Here is a 19,062-nt window from a genome sequence, read left to right on the forward strand (position 1 = left end):
TGAATTCAGGAAAAGACAATTATTCCTCATTCATCCATCCAAAGCTTAGCTTTTGCAATCTAAAAGCTTACCTATTGCAATGCAAAAGGTCATGAATTGCAATGCAAAAGCCAAGCTTTTAAATCGCAATTAATATCATCTTGATTATCAGTGGATTACGAAGCGTGTCTCGGACGCAGTTTTTGTAATATAATTTCGTGGTGATGGGCGGATCGAATGTTGGTAGTGTCCTTAAAAGTGTGTAATTCAGGCGTAATGGACATTTGGAGCCTTTCAGCCTGCCAAATGTCCATTACGCCGAATTTATATTAACAAGAAACAAAGGTAACAAAAGGGGCTGAATCCAAGCGAGGAATCCGGTCCTAATTTTTTATGCTCAAAAAAAGTTTTAGCGGACAGCAATATAACTTTCTACATTATGGTATAATGTCAAAAGCAAGTGATAAACAAAGAAAATGTTATTTCTGAAAAGTTACGTGAAACCTTATACAAAAGAAAGAGTAAAAGTTTTTCTGTTATCTGTCAAACTATCCTTCCCTTAAAAAATCAAGTGTTTCTTTTATATCTTCTTCGGTTGCGATGCTGTCCAATTGGACTTTCCCAATATCGCCAAGCAATGTGAGGCAAATATCATCGCCACGATTCTTCTTGTCGTGTCGCATCAACTCTATCAATTCATCATAGTCCGTACAAGCGAAATCCGGCATTCCATAATTTTCCCTTATGAAGCGAAAGGTTTTGCGCATTTTATCAACCGGAAATCCCTGCTTTATCACGGACAGATAAAGCTCGCAAACAATTCCGAACGCGACAGCATAACCATGAAGTAGTGGCTGACGATACATTGCCAAAGCCTCAAAAGCATGACCGAAAGTGTGCCCGAAATTCAATGCTTTGCGCATACCTTGCTCGTAAGGATCGGCCTCCACGATATTCGTTTTCACCTTCACGTTATCTGATACCATTCCGGAAAGCAATTCCAAATCAAGTGCATCAAAATCGAAAGCCAAGAGTCGTGCCCACGACGTATCATCAGAGATAAGTCCGTGTTTGAGCATCTCCGCATAGCCACTCAGCAAATTCGGCATATCAAGCGTTTCGAGCCATTTTGTATCCGCAATGACAAATCGTGCTTCATTGAAAGCCCCTATTTCGTTCTTCACCCCTCCGAAGTTAATCCCTGTTTTCCCGCCAACACTTGCGTCAATCATACCAAGCAGTGTGGTGGGAATATTGATGAAATCAATGCCACGCTTGAAAGTGGATGCCGCGAAACCGCCCAAATCTGTTACCATGCCTCCACCAAGATTGATAAGCAACGAATGACGAGTGGCTTTACCCACTTGTAATCTCGTCCAAACGTGGAGCAACGTCTTCAAGGTTTTGTTTCCATCGCCACAAGGAATGGTAATGACTTGCGCATCTTTCACGCTCAAATAGTCGTCTATTCGTTTCCAACAGAGTTCCATTGTTTTTTCATCGGTCAGAACGAAAATACGATCGTGTTCACATTCGGCAATAGCCTCTGCCAAACTTTCCTTAAAATTGTGGGGGATAATAATTTTTTGATTCATGAATTCTTCTATAATTCAGATGCAAATATAATGTTTTTCATATTATTTCAACGGATGATGCGATTACTTTTTACATAATTTTTCATATCATTCACTACCATTGCACGGCTATGCTTTGACTTGTGCATCATTAAGGCAAAGCAAACTCACGCAGCCAATCACCATTAAAAAACATATATACCGTTTGTTTCTTTGCCCATTCGGATGTTTTTATTTAATTTTGCCATGGAAACGAGAAACAGAAAAAAACAAATGAACGGACTTTACACAGTTGGACTGCTGATGGTGTCAAACATTTTCATGACCTTTGCTTGGTACGGACACATCAAACTCCAGCAAATGAAAGTGATAACCGATGCCACTCCCTTGTATATCGTCATTTTGTTGAGCTGGTTGTTGGCATTGGCGGAGTACACTTGCCAAGTGCCTGCCAACAGGATAGGTTACACCGGCAATGGCGGAAGTTTTTCATTGGTAGAGTTAAAAGTCATTCAAGAGGTCATATCACTTATTGTCTTTATGCTCTTCACCGTTGTTTTCTTCAACGGCGAAAGTTTGCATTGGAATCATTTGGTTGCTTTCGCCTGCCTCGTGGCAGCTGTCTTTTTCGCTTTCTTGAAATAGTTTTTGGTTTTTTTCGGTATTATTCGATGAGCCTTTCTTTTACCAATGTCTCTTCAATAATCTGTGGGAAATGCTTCATTTCGAGTTGATGCTCTTTCTCAGCGATATCATCCGGTGAATCTGAAGGCAAAAGAGCTGTCTTATACTGAGCGATAATCTCTCCATCGTCGCAAACATTGCTCACCCAATGTACCGTCATTCCGGTCTCCACTTCTTCGGCTTCCTTGACAGCTTCATGAACATGATGACCATACATCCCAAGTCCGCCGAACTTTGGAAGAAGCGCAGGATGGAGATTTATCATCCTGTGGTCGTAGGCCGCTATCAGCCAATCGGGAATCATTAGCAGAAAGCCCGCCAAAACAATAAAATCGATGTGATTTTCCTTCATAATGCCAAGTACACGCTCACGATCATTAAACTCTGACTTCCGAAGAACAACGGACTTCACATTCAACTTTTGTGCCCTGACAAGGGCATAAGCATCTGCTTTATTGCTTACGACCAGCGAGATGGTTACTTTAGGATGGTTATGAAAATAGCGAATGATGTTCTCACAATTCGTACCACTTCCGGAAACAAAGATAGCAAGGTTTACCATAAATATATTATTCTTGATTATTCTTCTTCATCTTCAAAATCATCAAAGCCAAACATGGCAGGCTCCACAAACGCATCCAACTGCCGGCGGTCTTTCTTTGTTGGTCTGCCGGTGCCACGCGCTCTATCCACAAATCCGCTAATGCGACTCATTTCCAGCAATTCGTATTGTTTCGGGTCGGTAACGTTCTTGTAAACTTCCGGAAGGAGCTTTGCGCCAACGCGCTGTTCTATGGCTTTCAGCACTTCGAAAGAATAAGTTACGGGCGGTTTCTTCACACTCACAATCTCTCCCACCTTAATGGTTCGAGAGGGCTTAAGAGGTATTCCGTTTATCGTTACCCGCCCGTTTTTGCAAGCATCAGCAGCCATGCCACGTGTTTTAAAGATGCGGGCAGCCCAAAGCCATTTATCTATTCTTGCAACATCGTTCATGATATTTTCCCCAATTTGTTGTATTGATTCATCGTAATGTCGATGCCCGCAAGCACAAAGCTCTTAATGATATCCACGGCAATATTGATGCCGGGTTGCAGCAATTCCAAATCGGCTTCAGAATATTTTCCGAGCACCCATTCCACTTGTCGTCCACGAGGATAATCATTACCAATGCCCATGCGCAGCCTCGCATAGTTCTGACCAATGAGCTGCTGTATATGTCCAAGCCCATTATGCCCACCATTGGAACCACTTCCCTTCAATCGAAAAGCTCCCAAAGGAAGTGCCACATCGTCTGAAACGACAAGCAACCGGCTCTCATCTATATGCTCGTTGTTAAGCCAATAGCGCACAGCATTTCCGGAGAGATTCATGAATGTAGTGGGTTTAAGAAGGATTACCTTTCTCCCTTTTAGCGAAGTCTCTGCCACAAAGCCGTAGCGTTTGTCTTCAAAAACAATATTGGACGCCTTAGCAAAAGCGTCCAATACCATAAAACCTGTGTTGTGGCGAGTTCCCTCGTATTCTTGTCCGGGGTTCCCCAAGCCACAGATCAAATACTTATCCAACTTTCAAATCTTATTATTGATTTAGGATGACCGGATTATTCAGCTGCCGGTGTTTCCGTGCTCTCGGCAGTTTCTTCCGTTCCTTCAGTCTCCTCAGCGTCAGTTGAAGACTCTACGGCATTACGTGTAGCCTTAACCGAGCAAACCACAACATCCTTAGAGGTTACAAGCTCAAGATTCTCGAAGCTCAAATCCCCCACTTTAATACTCTTGCCCAAACGAAGTCCTGTAACATCAATGTCGAGATGTTCCGGAATCTGCTGATAGGGAGCTTTAACATTTATCTTACGAATAGAAAGGTTCATGCGACCACCATCGCGTACACCCTGTGCAAGTCCTTGCAATTTAACAGGCACCCCCATAACAATAGGTTTCGTGTCGTTTATCTCATAAAAATCCACGTGAAGAACGGCATCTGTTACCGGATGGAACTGAATTTCCCTTAAGATGGCAGTATGACGCTCGCCACCAATCATCAACTCTACCACATATATGTGCGGAGTGAAAATCAACTTGCGAAGTTCCGACATTGGTGAAGAGAAAGAGACAGCCACCGGCTTTCCATTCTCTTTTGTCTCACCGTAAAGATTACATGGAATAAGTCCTTCCTTGCGAAGCTCTTTAGAAGCCTTTTTACCTACTGAGGCGCGCTTCTCGCCCGAGATTTTGATTTCTTTCATTTTGCTTGTGTTACTCTAAATTAAAAAAATTAATTCGCCATCACACGTTGAGTCAATAACGAGCGAGCATAAAGCCATCTCTTCATCGTCATTCTCAATTTGTAAAAAGCGGTGCAAAGGTACAAATATTTAGTGGCGAAAACAAGTAATTTCACCAAAAATTAAGAAAAACAGTCATTCTCTTGCATAACACGCGGATTTTTCCTACATTTGCACAATTAAAGAAATCAACAGAAACACAACTTCAGAACTTGCAATGATAAATAGAGATTTAATTCGAATAAAAGTTGTCCAGCTAACCTATGCTTATTATCAGAATGGCGATCGCAATATTGACAAGGCAGAAAAAGAGTTGCTCTTCAGTTTGTCAAAATCATACGGACTTTACAATCATCTCTTATCCCTCATTGTAGCCATCACGCAGGAAGAGCGGCATCGCATGGAAATCCTGACAAACCGTGCCAAACGAGAAGGCGCTCCCGAACCATCACAACGATTTGCTTACAACAAGTTCGCCGTGCAGCTGGAAGAAAATAAGCAGCTGATTCAATATATGGAAGGCCAACAGCACCAATGGCAGGACAATATGGAAGCGGTTCGGAAACTGTGCGACCAAATTGAGCAAAGCGTCATTTATCAAGAATACATGGCAAGCGAAGAAGACTCATACGATGTCGATCGAGAGGTATGGCGCAAAATCTATCGCGCGCTCATTCAAGAAAACCAAGACCTCGACACCGTGTTAGAAGAGAAAAGCCTTTATTGGAACGATGACAAGGAGATTGTTGATACCTTTGTCATCAAAACCATCAAACGGTTCGACCCCGACAAGAAGAGCGAGCAGGAACTGCTACCGGAATACAAAAATGAGGAAGATCGCGAATTTGCCGTGAAGCTGTTCCGTGCTACCATACTCAATGCAGATACCTACCAGCGATACATGAGCGAGACAAGTCGCAACTGGGATTTCTCCCGATTGGCTTATATGGATGTGGTCATCATGCAAATAGCCATTGCCGAGATGCTCACTTTCCCCAACGTGCCGATAAGTGTAACCATCAACGAATACGTAGAATTGGCAAAACTTTATAGCACACCTCGCAGTGGAGGATATATTAATGGTATGCTTGATGCCATCGCCCGGTATCTCATCAATGCGGGAATACTGTTAAAGCAGATGCCCGAACCAAAAGGAAAACATGCACAAGGTGGAAAATAAATTTTCTTCCCATTACGCTCAAGGGCAGAAAAGAAATTAAACCAACGAAATAATCAAAGATAATAAAAATGAATACAGCTATTTTATTGGCGGCACAGTCCGCAGGCGGAAGCCAAAGCCCACTCCCCATGATATTAATGATGGTAGCCATCTTTGTCATCATGTGGCTCTTTATGATTCGTCCACAACAAAAGAAGCAGAAACAAATTCGTGCTTTCCAAAACGCGCTCAAAGAAGGCGACTCCATTGTTACCGGAGGAGGAATCTACGGCACAGTGAAGCGCATCGACATGACATCCAACAAAATTGACGTGGAAATCGCACGTGGCGTAACCATCACCGTTGATAAAGGGTATGTATTCGCCGACACACAAGCACTGCAACAAAGCACCGGGAAATAGAAAAACTCATTCAGAATAAATATCGGTTAAATGGTAGGCAAACCATTGCATTCATTCAACTTCATCAGGAACTTCTTGTCGAGACTTATCAACAAGGAGTTTCTGATTTTTTTGTTCTTCCTCGTTTTGAGCGGATTATTTTGGCTCACGAACGTGCTCGACGACACCTACGAGAAAGACTTGGAAGTAAGCATCCGACTTGCCGGAATACCTAAGAACGTGGTGATTACGGGAGAAGTGGATTCCGTTGTCCATGTAACCGTGCGCGATAAAGGATATGTCATTGCGCTTTATATGTTCCAAAAAGAACTCCGACCGTTATTTTTCGATTTCAACACCTTCAGTCGCCATAACAATACGGGGCAAATTCCGGTGGTGGAAATTCAAAAGTTGTTAAGCCAACAGCTTTATATGAGTACCAAGATTGTTTCTGTGAAAGCAGTTGATTTGGATTTCACCTACAATTATGGACAACACAAGAAGATACCCATTCGAATGGTGGGAATGGTGATACCGGGGAAAGGCTATTTCCTTTCCAACGTGCAAATCGTACCGGACAGCGTGACGGTTTACGCATCGAAGAAACTTCTCGACAGCATACAGACCGCACACACCGAACGACAGGAAATTGTAAACTTTACCGAACAGGAAGAGTTCACCGTGCAACTGCGAAAAATGAAGAACGCGAAACTCATCCCCAACAAAGTGAAACTGAAACTCTACCCCGACGTTTTGACTGAGGAAACGGTAGAGGTGCCCATTGAACCAATAAACGTGCCTGCCGACAAGGTGATGCGCGTCTTCCCGGGAAAGATAAAGGTAAAGTTTGCCATCGGAGCACAAAGAATGAAGCAAATGCCCAAGAATTTAGAAACGCGACAATTGCTGCCAACCGGGTTCAGAGCGATTGTGGATTATAAAGAGGTGGAGACTCACAGGTCTGAAAAATGTCGCGTGTACATACAAGCAACACCCAACGGAGTAAGAAACGCCCACCCGGTGGTTAATTTTGTAGATTACTTAATTGAGCAAAAATGAAAATTGCCATTACGGGGGGTATCGGCAGTGGGAAGTCGTTTGTATGCCGATGTTTGGAAACAAGAGGCATCAACGTTTACGACTGCGATGCCGCTGCCAAGCATCTGATGCGCACATCGCGAGAACTCCAGCATCAACTCAACGCACTCTTAGGAAAAAACATTTTTTTCGGGGGCGAACTGAGTAAAGCAGAATTGGCTAAATTCATATTGAGCAGTCCCATAAACGCAAGGGCAGTCGATGACATCGTGCATCCTGCCGTCGCATTAGACTTTGAAAATTCAGGCAACGACTGGTTGGAATCAGCCATCCTCTTCGAGAGCGAATTCATCAATCGAGTTTCCATCGACAAAATAGTATGCGTAGCTGCTCCGAAAGAACTGCGACTAAGTCGTATCATGTGGCGCGATGGTATAGACCGGGAGAAGGCGCAAGCATGGATTAACCGACAGATGCCACAAAGCGAAGTGATGAAAAGAAGCGATTACACGATTTTCAATGACGGCGAGCACGACGTAGAGGCACAAGTGAAGCAACTCCTTGAAAAATTGAAAGCAGATTACACAAAATAAACAAAAACAAATAAAAAAATGACACAAACAATTCTTTCAATTGCCGGAAAACCGGGATTATATAAATTGGTTAGCCGCGCAAAAGCAAACTTAATAGTAGAAACTCTCGATGGCTCGCACAAACGCATGCCCGCATTCGCGACCGACCGCGTTACAAGTCTTGCCGACATCGCGATGTTCACCGATACAGAAGATGTGCCCTTGGCTGATGTACTCGCAAAGGTACGCGATAAGGAAGAGGGGAAAAAGGTTTCCGTTAATTGGCGCAAAGCATCGGCGCAAGAGCTGCAAAACTATTTCGCCGAGGTATTGCCCGACTTCGATCGCGACCGCGTACACAACAGCGACATAAAGAAACTTCTCCAGTGGTATGACATCTTGATTAATGCAGGAATTACCAAGTTTGAGGAAGACTTGAAGCCCACACAAGGCGACAACATTGACGACCGCCAAGAGCAGGAAGGGGAATAACCGATATTCTGTTGCCCTTCCCCACACGGTTTCACGCAAGGAGTTTCAAGTTGAACTTCCCTTGTCGTTTTTGACCCAAGTCGGTCATTAGAAACTATTTTAGTTCCTTTTTTCTAATGACCGACATTAGAAAAGTGGCTTTATATATGTTTGTTATTCAGCAATTTACAAACTAAAAACCATCCCCTATAAACTTATATCAACACCTGCCTGTCCGGGCAAGACAAAAGACAAGCATGTTCTTTATTTGGAAGGTCGTTGAAAACGCAAAAATCTTTCCCGGCGATATGGGAAAAGTTCAATAATGTCCTAAATTTTCTTCATTCGTCTGTTCAAAGCTTACCTTTTGTTCCGTAAAAGCTTACCTTTTACAATGCAAAAGGTCATGAATTGGGGTGCAAAAGCTAAGCTTTTAAATCGTAATTAATATCTTCTTGATTATCAATGGATTACGGAGTGTGTTTCGGGCGCGGTTTTTGTAATATAATTTCGTGATGATTAGGACGCCATTGGGAAAAGATAAAGATTTTCTCACTGCCATACGACACCGAAAAATCCTAACGATCGATTTGGGTTGAATAGCTGATAATTACATGATTTCCTGCACGTTCTGCATATCGTTGATTCTTTTCAGACTTTTCACAATGTAGCTCACATCGTCCCGATCGTGAACTCGGAGACTGATAGTTCCGTGGAAGATGCCACTATCGCTGGAGAGTACGATTTTTCTTATATTCACACCGAGTTGCTCGGAGATGACATCAGACACCTCGCGCAAAACACCTTTCCTGTCAATCCCTTGAATTTCGATGGTGGCATCGAAGAATAGCTTTTTGTGCATATCCCATTTAGCATCCAATATGCGCGGACCGAAGCTGGCTTTGAGTTTCGATGCCACCAAACAAGACCGTTTGTGAATTTCTATGTGTCCTTTGTTGTCGATATAGCCCAGCACGTCATCGCCCGGAATGGGATGACAGCAGTGCGGAAAGATATATCGTTTGATGTTGTCATCGGTAATGAAAATGGGTTTTTTCTTGTTCAACCGTTTATCAACCACTATCAATCCATCTTTCACGCTGGCTGCAAGTTCGTCATCCGCTCCGCTTTCGAACCTCTTGTTCTGATTTTTCAGGAACGGAACATATCGTCTCCATTTGGCTGTATAGCCTTCTGATTCCTGTTTCCGTTTTCCCTGCAACTCGTCAAGATCCAAATCGCCAAGTCGAATGTTCTTTTCGCCAATGGCAGCAAAGAGATTGGCATGTTTCTGCATGCCGTGCAGACTGCAAAGTTTGTCGAGCACAGAGGTTGTCATCTCAAAATCGTGAGCTTTGAGCCATTCTTCCAAAATCTCCTCTCCCACTTTCTGTATCTCGCGATTCTCTCTTCTCAATATGGCGAGCACCTTGCTTTTTGCTTTTGCCGTGGAAACGAAATTCACCCACGATTCTTCCACGCGTTGCGACTTGGAGGTAAGAATCTCCACTTGGTCGCCACTCTGCAACTTATGACTGATGGGCACCAGTTTATGGTTTACTTTCGCCCCGATGCAATGACTTCCGAGGAAAGTATGAATTTGGAACGCAAAATCAAGTGCCGTGCATCCGGCCGGCAACATTTTGATTTCGCCCTTGGGGGTGAACACGAAGATTTCGGAGGCAAAAAGATTGAGCTTAATGGCATCAAGGAAATCCATCGCATCGGGCTGTGGATCATCTAAAATCTCTTTGATGGTGTGCAGCCAATCGTTCAATTCTCCTTCTTCTTCGTTTATTTCGCTCTCTCCCTCCTTGTATTTCCAATGTGCTGCAAATCCTTGCTCGGCAATCTCGTCCATCCTGTCAGAGCGAATCTGCACCTCTATCCATTGTCCGTTTTTCGACATTAACGTAACGTGGAGTGCCTGATAGCCATTGGCTTTCGGATGGTTCACCCAATCGCGCAAACGATCGGGATGGCTCTTGTAGAGTTTGCTGATGGCAACGTAGATTTGAAAACACTCGTTCACCTCGTCTTGCCGATTCTTGGGTGTGTAGATGATTCTTACTGCCAATATATCGTAAATTTCCTCAAAGGTAACGTGCTTGTTTTGCATCTTGTTCCAAATGGAATAAGGGCTTTTCACGCGCGCTTTGATTTCATATTTTAGTCCCATCTTGTCGAGTTCCGCACGAATGGGAGAGGTGAAAGTATCGAATAAGGTTTCGCGCTTTTCCTGTGTCGAGGCTATCTTCGCTTCAATTGCTTTGTAGGCATCGGGATGTTCATAGCGAAAACTCAGGTCTTCAAGTTCCGTTTTTATCTTGTTCAGCCCAAGTCGGTTCGATAGTGGCGCGTAGATATAGAGCGTTTCCCCCGCTATTTTATATTGCTTGTTGGCAGGTTGCGAAGCAAGCGTGCGCATATTGTGCAATCGGTCGCAAATTTTTATGAGAATGACTCTTATGTCATCGTTCATCGTGAGCAGCAACTTCTTGAAGTTCTCAGCCTGTGCGGATGCCTGTTCTCCGAAAATTCCACCGGAAATCTTGGTAAGTCCGTCCACAATCTGCGCAATCTTGACACCAAAGATATTTTGAATGTCTTCCACGGTGTAATCCGTATCTTCCACGACATCGTGGAGCAAGGCCGAACAGATACTGGTGGAACCGAGTCCCACCTCCTCGCAAGCAATTTGTGCCACGGCAATGGGATGCATGATATAAGGCTCGCCCGACAAGCGTCGAACTCCCTTGTGGGCTTGGCGCGCAAAATTAAAGGCCTTGGTTATGATGTCCACTTTCTTACGGTGGGGAGAGGCAAGGTAAGTATCCAATAAGTGTTGGAAAGCTTCATCTACCATTTTTTCTTCGGCAGTAGCTTCAATGTTGTTTTTCTCAGTCTCTTTGTCCATATTATCCTCCTGTCACGATAATTAAGGTGATTGTTTCTAATTGACGATGCGTTGCTTTGAATCAGCATTACCCGCCATCGGGACGTTGAAATTGCAAACTGCCATCTCCGCTTGTGCATTGTCAGCCTGCTGCTTGTTACGACAGAGTGGCGAAGCGTAAGCGTTGAAACGCGCTACCTTTTCCGGTGGCAGCACCAAAGTGGCATTACCATTCATGGTTTTTACAATCCCTTGTTTGTATTGTGGATTTAATATCTTAAGGTCTTCAACGTTCATGTTCAACACACTGGCGAGTTTGGCGAATGAAACGTCTTGCGTAATCATTACTTTCCCCGGCATCTCAGGCAAGCCAATCGGCTGTGGCTGTAGATTATAATCCCCAAAATGCGTCATTACGTAGTTAGCAGCAATGAAAGCAGGCACATATCCTCGCGTCTCCTTGGGCAGGTAATCGTAAATTTTCCAAAAATCATAGACGCCTCCGGCTTTTTCTATCGCGCTTCTCACTCGTGTAGGTCCACAATTATAGGCAGCCAACGCAAGCATCCAATCGCCAAAGTCGCGATAAAGGTCGCCAAGGAAACGCGCGGCGGCATAAGAAGACTTGATAGGGTCGCGTCGTTCATCGACATAATTATTGATACAAAGATTGTATTGCCTGCCCGTCGCGCTCATGAACTGCCAGAGTCCTACCGCTCCTACGGGTGAAATGGCATTCGGATTGAGCCCCGACTCTATCACGGGAAGATGTTTCAATTCAGCCGGAAGCCCATAGTACCGAAGAGCTTCCTCGAAGAAATGATTGTAATACTGGGCGCGTGCCAACAACCGGCTGGTTTGTCTGCGACCATAAGTCAGATATCTGTCAATATGTCGCTTCACTTCGTCATTGTACAACATGGGGATTGAGCCTGACAAGCGTCTGATTTGTCTTCCGATGGCATCAGATTCCGTTTCCACTTCCCTACCCTGCTGTTCAGCGGGCTTTTGATAGGAATCTCTGCCGTAGAACTTAGCGTCGGTATACTCCACTTCGTTATTCTCCTCTTCGGCTTCGGGAATATATATTTCCATCTTCCTCCCATGATTGTCGGTTACGACCCGGTTTTGGGCTTGCAGTCCGGAGAATGTCAAGGCTGACAGTAAAGCTGAAAATATGTATTTCTTTAGAATCATTCTATAGACCGTATGGTTTGTATCGAAGAGGTGATGTTAAAAGCTAAGACTGCAACCAATCCCCAAGGCAGTATTCTTAAACGGATTATTCGGTCCTGTCGAAGTGTTGCCATTGATGATCGTTGGGGCAATATGCAGTGATAGATCTTCCGAAATATCAAAATCGGACAATGAAGCATCCACATAAGCATCGATAACAGACAGAGCATAAATTCCGATAGTGGCGAAAATGCTCAAATCGCGCCAACGACGGTACATATCCTTTCGCTTTTTAAACACGTCTTGATAATACTCCTTATTGCTTTCGTCCACCGTAGCCCCCAAATGCAGGAAGTCGTTATAGCTTTGCGTGTTGGGATCATTATCCATGATGTCAATGTAGGCTTGCGAATAGTCGCGATACATTTGGTTGTTCCATGTCATGGCGTAAACGCAACCCACAAAACCTCCGTAGAAAATGGGTAACTTCCAGTACTTGCGATTATAAATTTGTCCTGCGCCCGGCAATACTAAAGCGAGCCATAGCGCACGTTTCGGATTGGGTCGCCACTGCTTCCAATCGCGAGACACCTTCTTTCTGTCCTTTGCGATGGTCTTTTCCAACTTTGTTTTATCATCTGACGACATCAGCCGAGTATCCATTACATCGTATTGAGGTTCAGTCGCCTCCATGATTTCCACCGAATCCTCCGGATAGATAATCTTCAGCGAATCCTTTCTCGGTGTTTGTGCCGTGATACCAAGGATATAAAAGCACATCAGCATGACAACCGACATCCATCTGCGGGATATGTTGTACAGACTTTTCACGTATCTATTGCCTCTTCGTTCAACTAACGTTTAATTTTATCCATCACTGCCATGATATGTTCCAGCTCTTCTTCCGAAGTGAATGGAATGCTGATTCTGCCTTTGCCGTTGGCATTACACGTCATCTGCACTTTGGTGTCGAAGAAGTCGGAGAGACGCTTTTTGAGAATATTGAATTCTTCAGGCAATTTCGATTTTATCGCGATCTTTTTCTTGGCAGTTTGTATATCCTCGCCACTCTTCAGCTGTTGGCAAAGCTCCTCCACCTTTCTCACGCTGTAACCATTTTTTTGTATTTCCCGGAACAATTTCAGCTGCAACGACGGACTATCAAGCGAAAGAAGTGCACGAGCATGTCCCATGTCTATATCTTTCTTTTGCAATGCCATTTGAACCTGAGCCGGAAGTTTCAGCAATCGCAGATAATTGGCCACCGCAGCACGGCTCTTGCTGACACGTTCAGCCACTTTTTCCTGTGTCATCCCACTTTTTTCGAGCAGATGTTCGTAGGCAAGCGCAATTTCTATGGCATTCAAGTCCTCGCGCTGGATGTTCTCAACGAGGGCAAGCTCCATGACATTCTCGTCCTTTATGGTTCGAATGTAAGCCGGGATGGCGGTTAAGCCGGCAAGCTGCGACGCTCTCCAACGACGTTCTCCTGCAATAATCTGAAACTTATTGTCAGCCACCTGACGAAGCGTTATGGGCTGAACGATGCCCAACTCTTTGATGCTGTCAGCCAATTCTTGCAAAGCCTCCGGGTCAAAGTCTCTTCGCGGTTGGTCAGGATTGGGTACAATGCTGTCTAACGCTATCTCACTGATGGTTGAACTGCCCTGTGTGCTGACCGCCTCGGTGGAAATCAGTGCATCTAAGCCTCTGCCAAGAGCATTGGTTTTTGTGCTTCGATTATATTTTTTATGAACTGCCATATTGTTCTTCTACATTTCAAATTACTCGTTTGGTCTCAAAACGAATTCTTTTTATTCTTCTCTATAATTTCTTTCGCGAGCGCGAGATGGTTCTTTGCCCCCGTTGATTCCGCGTCGTAAAGGATGACCGGTAAACCATGGCTGGGACTCTCTGATAGTTTCACGTTGCGCTGAATGACTGTCTTGAACACCAACTCTTGGAAATGTCGCTTCACCTCATCATAAATTTGCCTTGCCAACCTGAGTCTGCTGTCGTACATGGTGAGAAGGAAGCCCTCAATCTCGAGATTCGGGTTGAGTTTACTCTTGATAATCTTAATGGTATTCAACAACTTGCTGATGCCTTCCAAAGCGAAATATTCGCATTGCACGGGAATAATGACAGAATCGGCAGCAGTCAGGGCATTCACCGTAATCAATCCTAACGAAGGACTGCAATCAATCAATATGAAATCATAGTCATCGCGAATCGGTGCCAACAGCTTACTGACCATATTCTCGCGATCTTTTATTTTCAGCATCTCGATTTCCGCGCCCACCAAGTCGATATGGCTCGGCACAATGTCAAGCCCCTCAATATCGGTGGTATAGATGGCATCGCGGATGTCAGCATGATTGATCATACATTCATAGAGCGAGCAGTCCACTTCCTTTATATCAACACCCAACCCACTTGAGGCATTTGCCTGTGGGTCGGCATCTACCACGAGAACGCTCTTTTCCAATGTTGCCAAAGAAGCCGCGAGGTTGATGGTTGAAGTAGTTTTTCCCACTCCGCCTTTTTGGTTTGCCAACGCAATTATTTTTCCCATTTGTTTTTCTATCCTATCATGATTTGCCGGCAAAGATACATATTTTATACGAGAATAAGCTATATATAAACCTTTTTTCGTAAATTTGCAGTCAAAAGAAAACTTAAATTATGAAATCAAAGAAGCCTCTGATTCTCATCTCAAACGATGATGGTTATCATTCTAACGGTCTTAAAATGCTGGTGGCTTTCCTTTCCGACTTCGCTGAAATTGTCGTTTGCGCGCCGGAAGCTGCACGCTCCGGCTTTTCATGTGCTTTCTCGGTAGAGGATTATCTACTCCTGAAGAAGCGAAACACGCTGCCGGAATGTGAGTTATGGTCATGCACGGGAACGCCTGTGGACTGCGTCAAATTGGCGATAGCACGGGTGCTCGATGGCAGGAAACCCGACTTAATCATCGGGGGTATCAATCACGGCGACAATTCCTCGGTAAACAACCATTACAGTGGCACAATGGGCATTGCCCGAGAGGGTTGCTTGAAAGGCATTCCCTCCATCGCCTTCTCCAGCTGCGACTACGATATACATGCCGACCTTTCCCCATTGCGTCCTTACGTGCGAAAAATTACGAAACGAGTGCTCGACAACGGATTGCCACAAGGCGTATGTTTGAACGTAAACTTTCCAAAAACAAATACCTTCTCCGGAATAAAACTATGTAGAATGGGGTATGGAAGTTGGATAAATGAGGTTGTTCGCTGCGAACATCCAAGAGGTTTTGAATATTTTTGGATGGTAGGACAATATCGGGATGATGAGCCGGAGAAAATCGATACTGACCAATGGGCACTGAACCACGGATACGTGGCAGTAACACCGGTTCGCATCGATGTAACCGATTATACGACATTGGAGAAAATGAAAGATTGGGAAGAGTGAAATCCGGCTCGATTCGTAATCCTTTCCATAACAAGAAAGCAGACACTTGAATTATGAAATATTACTTAATCGTTGGCGAAGCCTCAGGCGATTTGCACGCCTCCCGCCTGATGATGGCACTACAAAAATATGATAGTAACGCGGAATTCAGGTTCCTTGGCGGCGACCTCATGTCAGAAGTGGGCGGACAGTGTGTCAAGCACTACAAGGAATTGGCATACATGGGGTTTATCCCGGTACTATTGCATCTGCCTATCATCCTCAAGAACATGAAGTTATGTAAAGAGGATATCGCGAAATGGCAACCCGATGCCGTAATTCTCGTGGACTATCCGGGCTTTAACCTCAACATTGCCAAATATGTAAAGAAGCACACGAAGATACCGGTTTACTATTATATCTCGCCCAAAATTTGGGCATGGAAAGAATGGCGCATCCGTTCCATCAAACGCGATATTAAGGAGTTGTTTTCCATCCTGCCCTTTGAAGTGCCTTTCTTTGAACAGAAACACAATTACAAGATACATTATGTTGGCAATCCCACGGTGGAAGAGGTGGCGACGTTTCGCAGTGAATATACGGAAAGCAAGGAAGAGTTTTGCGAACGTAACGAACTCACCAACCAACCCATTATTGCCATATTGGCAGGAAGCAGACGTCAGGAAATCAAAGACAATCTACCTTCTATGCTTGAGGCGGCAAAGCATTTTGAGGACTACCAATTAGTGGTGGCAGGAGCACAATCCATAGACGAATCGTATTATCGGAAGTTCTTGGGAAGCAACAATGCGAAGATACTGAAAAACGAGACATATAATATTCTTTCGCACTCAACAGCAGCCCTTGTAACGAGTGGAACGGCAACATTGGAGACCGCGCTCTTCAACGTTCCGCAAGTGGTATGCTATGAAACGCCCCTTCCTCATTTAATCCGATTCGCTTTTCGCCATGTCATCAAGGTGAAATACATCTCTTTGGTCAATCTCATTGCCGACAAGGAAATTGTGCAAGAGTTGCTCGCCGACCGCTTCAGGGTATATAACATTGCCAACGAACTCTATAAAATCTTGCCGGGGCAGACCGGACGCACTGCCATGCTCGACAATTACCAATCGGTACGCGAACGTTTGGGCACTTCTATCGCACCGGAAAAGGCAGCGGAGATAATGGTAACATTGCTTCGACAATAATCCGTTGCAGCCTCTTCTCTGCTGTTTTTACTTCAACGTTTTAAGACAGCAAAACGAAACGACACAATGGATATATTGATAATCAAATAGTTATAAAGGATTAAGCAAAAACGAAATGTATCGAGAGGTTATTCGTTTGGTTATACACTTTTTGGTTTTTCGCTCTCGTACCCTCTCATATGGTCGTAAAAAATGGCAATAATCGGGATTTTGCTCGAAAAGTGGGAGGGGTATTGGGCAAGTTCTAAAAAATATTTAGGATAATAGTGAAAAATATCAAGTATGATTTGATTTAATCAAATATTTTATCTATCTTTGCAACCGCTTATAAAAAGAACATGATAAAGCATCGGCTATATCATTTGGAGAGATGGTAGAGTGGTCGATTACAACGGTCTTGAAAACCGTCGTACCGAGAGGTACCGGGGGTTCGAATCCCTCTCTCTCCGCAAATAAGGGTGTAAATCAGCAAGTTATGCGATTTACACCCTTTATTACACCCCAAAAAGTTTCTCGGTATTTCTTGTATGGTTTATTGCGGCACGATGTCAGGGATTCTATTCTTACGTATCTTTCAGAGCTACTAGAATAAGACTGTCATCAACTACTACACTATTGCTCTTGGTCGTAACAAAACCTCCCAACAACGAGCAGGACTTCCGTTGGGTAGTCATCCACCCGTTTGAACGCCACGGCTGGCAGGTAAAAGCGGTCTATCTCGGCAACCCGATGCGCCACGATGAGAAGTATCTGCTTATCAACCAAGGCTTCGCTGGCAAACAACGCCTCATGCCGTTCTTCAACCGCAGCAACAACCCCGACCTTATCCTTGCCATCCAGTCGGCAGGAGTGAGCCGAGGGCGCAACGGCTTCCGCAAGGACAAGTCAGGCGAAAAGCTCGCCGAATCAGAAGAAAACCTGCTCGAACACCGCACCGACGACTCCGACGCTTTCGACACCCTCTACATCGGTTGCGAAAAGTTCCCAGTCCACGACATCGTAAATGTACCTGTTAGTGGAGTGATGTAACCTTTTATTATTCAAATAAAAGGCAAGAATCGTAAGGTTCTTGTTTTTTTTGCATTTATAAGGAAAATAATTATCCTAAGAAGAAATTATTATCATTCAAAATTACTATATTTGTAACTCAAAAATACAATAATCGATATGACAGAAGATTTGAATCGACTAAAAGTCATACTTGCAGAAAAAAAGAAATCCAACAAGTGGCTTTCTGAACAACTCAACATTGGTCAAGCCACTGTTTCAAAGTGGTGCACAAATAGGAGTCAGCCAAGCCTTGATATGGCAACCAGAATAGCTGACACTTTAGGTGTGTCACTTGACGAGTTAGTTAGAAGAGAAAACGCTTAATTTATCTTCACGTTTGCTTGCATCATGGTAGAAAGGTCAACTACAAAAAGAGTCTGGAGTCGAGACGAGTTCATTCTTGCCTTGGACTTATATCATAGAATAGAGTTTGGTAGAATAAACAAAACAAATCCAGATATAATTAAACTTGCACAGTTTGTCGGTCGCACGCCAAGTTCTATTGGTATGCGATTGGCTAACTTTGCAAATTGCGATCCCAAATTAAAGGAGCGTGGTGTTAAAGGTCTTGATGGAGCCATAAAATTATGCCAGCCTATTTGGGATGAATTTGAAGGTAATTTGGCTTACCTCAGAGAAGAAGCCATTAAAGCAAGAATCAATATTCTTGAAGCAGGCAACCCAGAACAGGCCTTGCATCTTGCTCATATTGGCGAGTGGGAAGATTTTGTCAAAGACATTAATGACTATCCTTTCTTGAAGATAGTCAATAAGAATTATAATGGACACTGCGTAATATCTGGAATTAAAATACCTGAATTACTTGTCGCTTGCCACATAATTCCGTCAGCACAGAATGAAGAAGAATCCATGAGAGCAGACAACGGACTTCTGCTTAATCTTGTATATGCAAAAGCATATGTTGAAGGATTGATTGGTATAGACAAAGATTATAAACTCCACATATCTTCATATTTGGAGTCTCATAAGTTTGACATTGGGTATTCTTCTTTGTTCCCAAGAATGTTTGAGAGTAAGAAACTATTGATAAACGATGCTGTAGTCAAGCCAAATCCCACCTTCCTTGAATGGCACATGGATACGGTATATAACAGAAAAGCAGTATAAC

Annotated in this window: 21 protein-coding genes and 1 tRNA gene; 12 read left to right on the plus strand and 10 right to left on the minus strand. The window is 43.9% G+C overall.

Annotated features, from left to right (window positions below; genetic code table 11):
* Positions 1–527: 527 nt before the first annotated feature.
* Complete coding sequence (aroB, locus tag ETF27_RS06525; RefSeq protein ID WP_130829635.1) at positions 528–1,574, minus strand: 3-dehydroquinate synthase; 1,047 nt, start codon at positions 1,572–1,574, stop codon at positions 528–530.
* Positions 1,575–1,826: 252 nt separating this feature from the next.
* Between aroB and ETF27_RS06530 the strand changes: the two genes are divergently transcribed.
* Positions 1,827–2,198: a DMT family protein gene (locus ETF27_RS06530; protein ID WP_130829636.1), complete on the plus strand. Its 372-nt coding sequence runs from the start codon at positions 1,827–1,829 to the stop codon at positions 2,196–2,198.
* A gap of 19 nt (positions 2,199–2,217) precedes the next feature.
* Here the strand turns inward: ETF27_RS06530 and purN are convergent, their stop codons facing one another.
* Genes purN through ETF27_RS06550 form a run of 4 tightly spaced genes read right to left on the minus strand, consistent with a single transcriptional unit; the run spans position 2,218 to position 4,485 of the window.
* Positions 2,218–2,799, minus strand: coding sequence for a phosphoribosylglycinamide formyltransferase (gene purN / locus ETF27_RS06535; RefSeq protein ID WP_130829637.1), 582 nt, complete (start codon positions 2,797–2,799; stop codon positions 2,218–2,220).
* A gap of 17 nt (positions 2,800–2,816) precedes the next feature.
* Positions 2,817–3,233: an RNA-binding S4 domain-containing protein gene (locus tag ETF27_RS06540; RefSeq protein ID WP_130829638.1), complete on the minus strand. Its 417-nt coding sequence runs from the start codon at positions 3,231–3,233 to the stop codon at positions 2,817–2,819.
* Entirely contained in the window at positions 3,230–3,805 is a 576-nt protein-coding gene (gene pth, locus ETF27_RS06545) for an aminoacyl-tRNA hydrolase (protein ID WP_130829639.1), read from the minus strand. The genes ETF27_RS06540 and pth overlap by 4 nt, the downstream gene beginning before the upstream one ends.
* 35 nt (positions 3,806–3,840) lie before the next feature.
* Positions 3,841–4,485 (minus strand): 50S ribosomal protein L25/general stress protein Ctc, encoded by a 645-nt coding sequence (locus ETF27_RS06550; protein ID WP_130829640.1) that lies wholly within the window; start codon positions 4,483–4,485, stop codon positions 3,841–3,843.
* Between the two features lie 256 nt (positions 4,486–4,741).
* Here ETF27_RS06550 and nusB point away from each other — a divergent pair, with 256 nt between their 5' ends.
* The 5 genes from nusB to ETF27_RS06575 all read left to right on the plus strand — a co-directional run bounded on the left by nusB (position 4,742) and on the right by ETF27_RS06575 (position 8,186).
* Positions 4,742–5,704 carry a transcription antitermination factor NusB gene (gene nusB / locus ETF27_RS06555; protein WP_130829641.1) on the plus strand — a complete coding sequence of 321 codons (963 nt, stop codon included), beginning with the start codon at positions 4,742–4,744 and terminating at the stop codon, positions 5,702–5,704.
* A 68-nt stretch (positions 5,705–5,772) separates the two neighbouring features.
* Positions 5,773–6,105, plus strand: coding sequence for a preprotein translocase subunit YajC (yajC, locus tag ETF27_RS06560; RefSeq protein ID WP_130829642.1), 333 nt, complete (start codon positions 5,773–5,775; stop codon positions 6,103–6,105).
* A gap of 30 nt (positions 6,106–6,135) precedes the next feature.
* Positions 6,136–7,143: a YbbR-like domain-containing protein gene (locus ETF27_RS06565; RefSeq protein ID WP_130829643.1), complete on the plus strand. Its 1,008-nt coding sequence runs from the start codon at positions 6,136–6,138 to the stop codon at positions 7,141–7,143.
* Positions 7,140–7,715, plus strand: coding sequence for a dephospho-CoA kinase (coaE, locus tag ETF27_RS06570; protein ID WP_130829644.1), 576 nt, complete (start codon positions 7,140–7,142; stop codon positions 7,713–7,715). The genes ETF27_RS06565 and coaE overlap by 4 nt, the downstream gene beginning before the upstream one ends.
* A gap of 18 nt (positions 7,716–7,733) precedes the next feature.
* The gene (locus tag ETF27_RS06575) at positions 7,734–8,186 is read left to right on the plus strand and encodes a DUF5606 family protein (RefSeq protein ID WP_130829645.1); all 453 of its coding nucleotides are present in this window, start codon (positions 7,734–7,736) and stop codon (positions 8,184–8,186) included.
* A 589-nt stretch (positions 8,187–8,775) separates the two neighbouring features.
* Here the strand turns inward: ETF27_RS06575 and ETF27_RS06580 are convergent.
* From ETF27_RS06580 to ETF27_RS06600, 5 genes are read right to left on the minus strand one after another with little or no spacing between them, the layout of a single operon-like run.
* Entirely contained in the window at positions 8,776–11,082 is a 2,307-nt protein-coding gene (locus tag ETF27_RS06580; protein WP_130829646.1) for a RelA/SpoT family protein, read from the minus strand.
* Between the two features lie 36 nt (positions 11,083–11,118).
* Positions 11,119–12,258: a lytic transglycosylase domain-containing protein gene (locus tag ETF27_RS06585; protein WP_130829647.1), complete on the minus strand. Its 1,140-nt coding sequence runs from the start codon at positions 12,256–12,258 to the stop codon at positions 11,119–11,121.
* A 36-nt stretch (positions 12,259–12,294) separates the two neighbouring features.
* Positions 12,295–13,035: a DUF5683 domain-containing protein gene (locus ETF27_RS06590; RefSeq protein WP_181951333.1), complete on the minus strand. Its 741-nt coding sequence runs from the start codon at positions 13,033–13,035 to the stop codon at positions 12,295–12,297.
* A gap of 56 nt (positions 13,036–13,091) precedes the next feature.
* Positions 13,092–14,000, minus strand: a complete 909-nt coding sequence (locus tag ETF27_RS06595; RefSeq protein WP_130829648.1) for a ParB/RepB/Spo0J family partition protein — start codon at positions 13,998–14,000, stop codon at positions 13,092–13,094.
* Positions 14,001–14,035: 35 nt separating this feature from the next.
* A complete protein-coding gene (locus ETF27_RS06600) occupies positions 14,036–14,812 on the minus strand; it encodes a ParA family protein (protein ID WP_130829649.1) in 777 nt (258 codons plus the stop codon).
* Positions 14,813–14,922: 110 nt separating this feature from the next.
* Here ETF27_RS06600 and surE point away from each other — a divergent pair, with 110 nt between their 5' ends.
* The 6 genes from surE to ETF27_RS06630 all read left to right on the plus strand — a co-directional run bounded on the left by surE (position 14,923) and on the right by ETF27_RS06630 (position 19,061).
* On the plus strand, positions 14,923–15,693 hold the full coding sequence (gene surE, locus ETF27_RS06605; RefSeq protein ID WP_130829650.1) for a 5'/3'-nucleotidase SurE: 771 nt from the start codon (positions 14,923–14,925) through the stop codon (positions 15,691–15,693).
* A 53-nt stretch (positions 15,694–15,746) separates the two neighbouring features.
* A complete protein-coding gene (gene lpxB, locus ETF27_RS06610; protein ID WP_130829651.1) occupies positions 15,747–16,883 on the plus strand; it encodes a lipid-A-disaccharide synthase in 1,137 nt (378 codons plus the stop codon).
* Positions 16,884–17,247: 364 nt separating this feature from the next.
* Positions 17,248–17,332: transfer RNA gene (locus ETF27_RS06615), tRNA-Ser, on the plus strand.
* 172 nt (positions 17,333–17,504) lie between these two features.
* Positions 17,505–17,912 (plus strand): hypothetical protein, encoded by a 408-nt coding sequence (locus ETF27_RS06620; RefSeq protein ID WP_240048142.1) that lies wholly within the window; start codon positions 17,505–17,507, stop codon positions 17,910–17,912.
* Between the two features lie 138 nt (positions 17,913–18,050).
* Entirely contained in the window at positions 18,051–18,257 is a 207-nt protein-coding gene (locus ETF27_RS06625) for a helix-turn-helix transcriptional regulator (RefSeq protein WP_060941493.1), read from the plus strand.
* A 24-nt stretch (positions 18,258–18,281) separates the two neighbouring features.
* Positions 18,282–19,061 carry an HNH endonuclease gene (locus tag ETF27_RS06630; protein WP_130829652.1) on the plus strand — a complete coding sequence of 260 codons (780 nt, stop codon included), beginning with the start codon at positions 18,282–18,284 and terminating at the stop codon, positions 19,059–19,061.
* Position 19,062 lies beyond the last annotated feature (1 nt).

It is taken from the genome of Prevotella brunnea (genome assembly GCF_008016795.1).
Classification (GTDB): domain Bacteria; phylum Bacteroidota; class Bacteroidia; order Bacteroidales; family Bacteroidaceae; genus Prevotella; species Prevotella brunnea.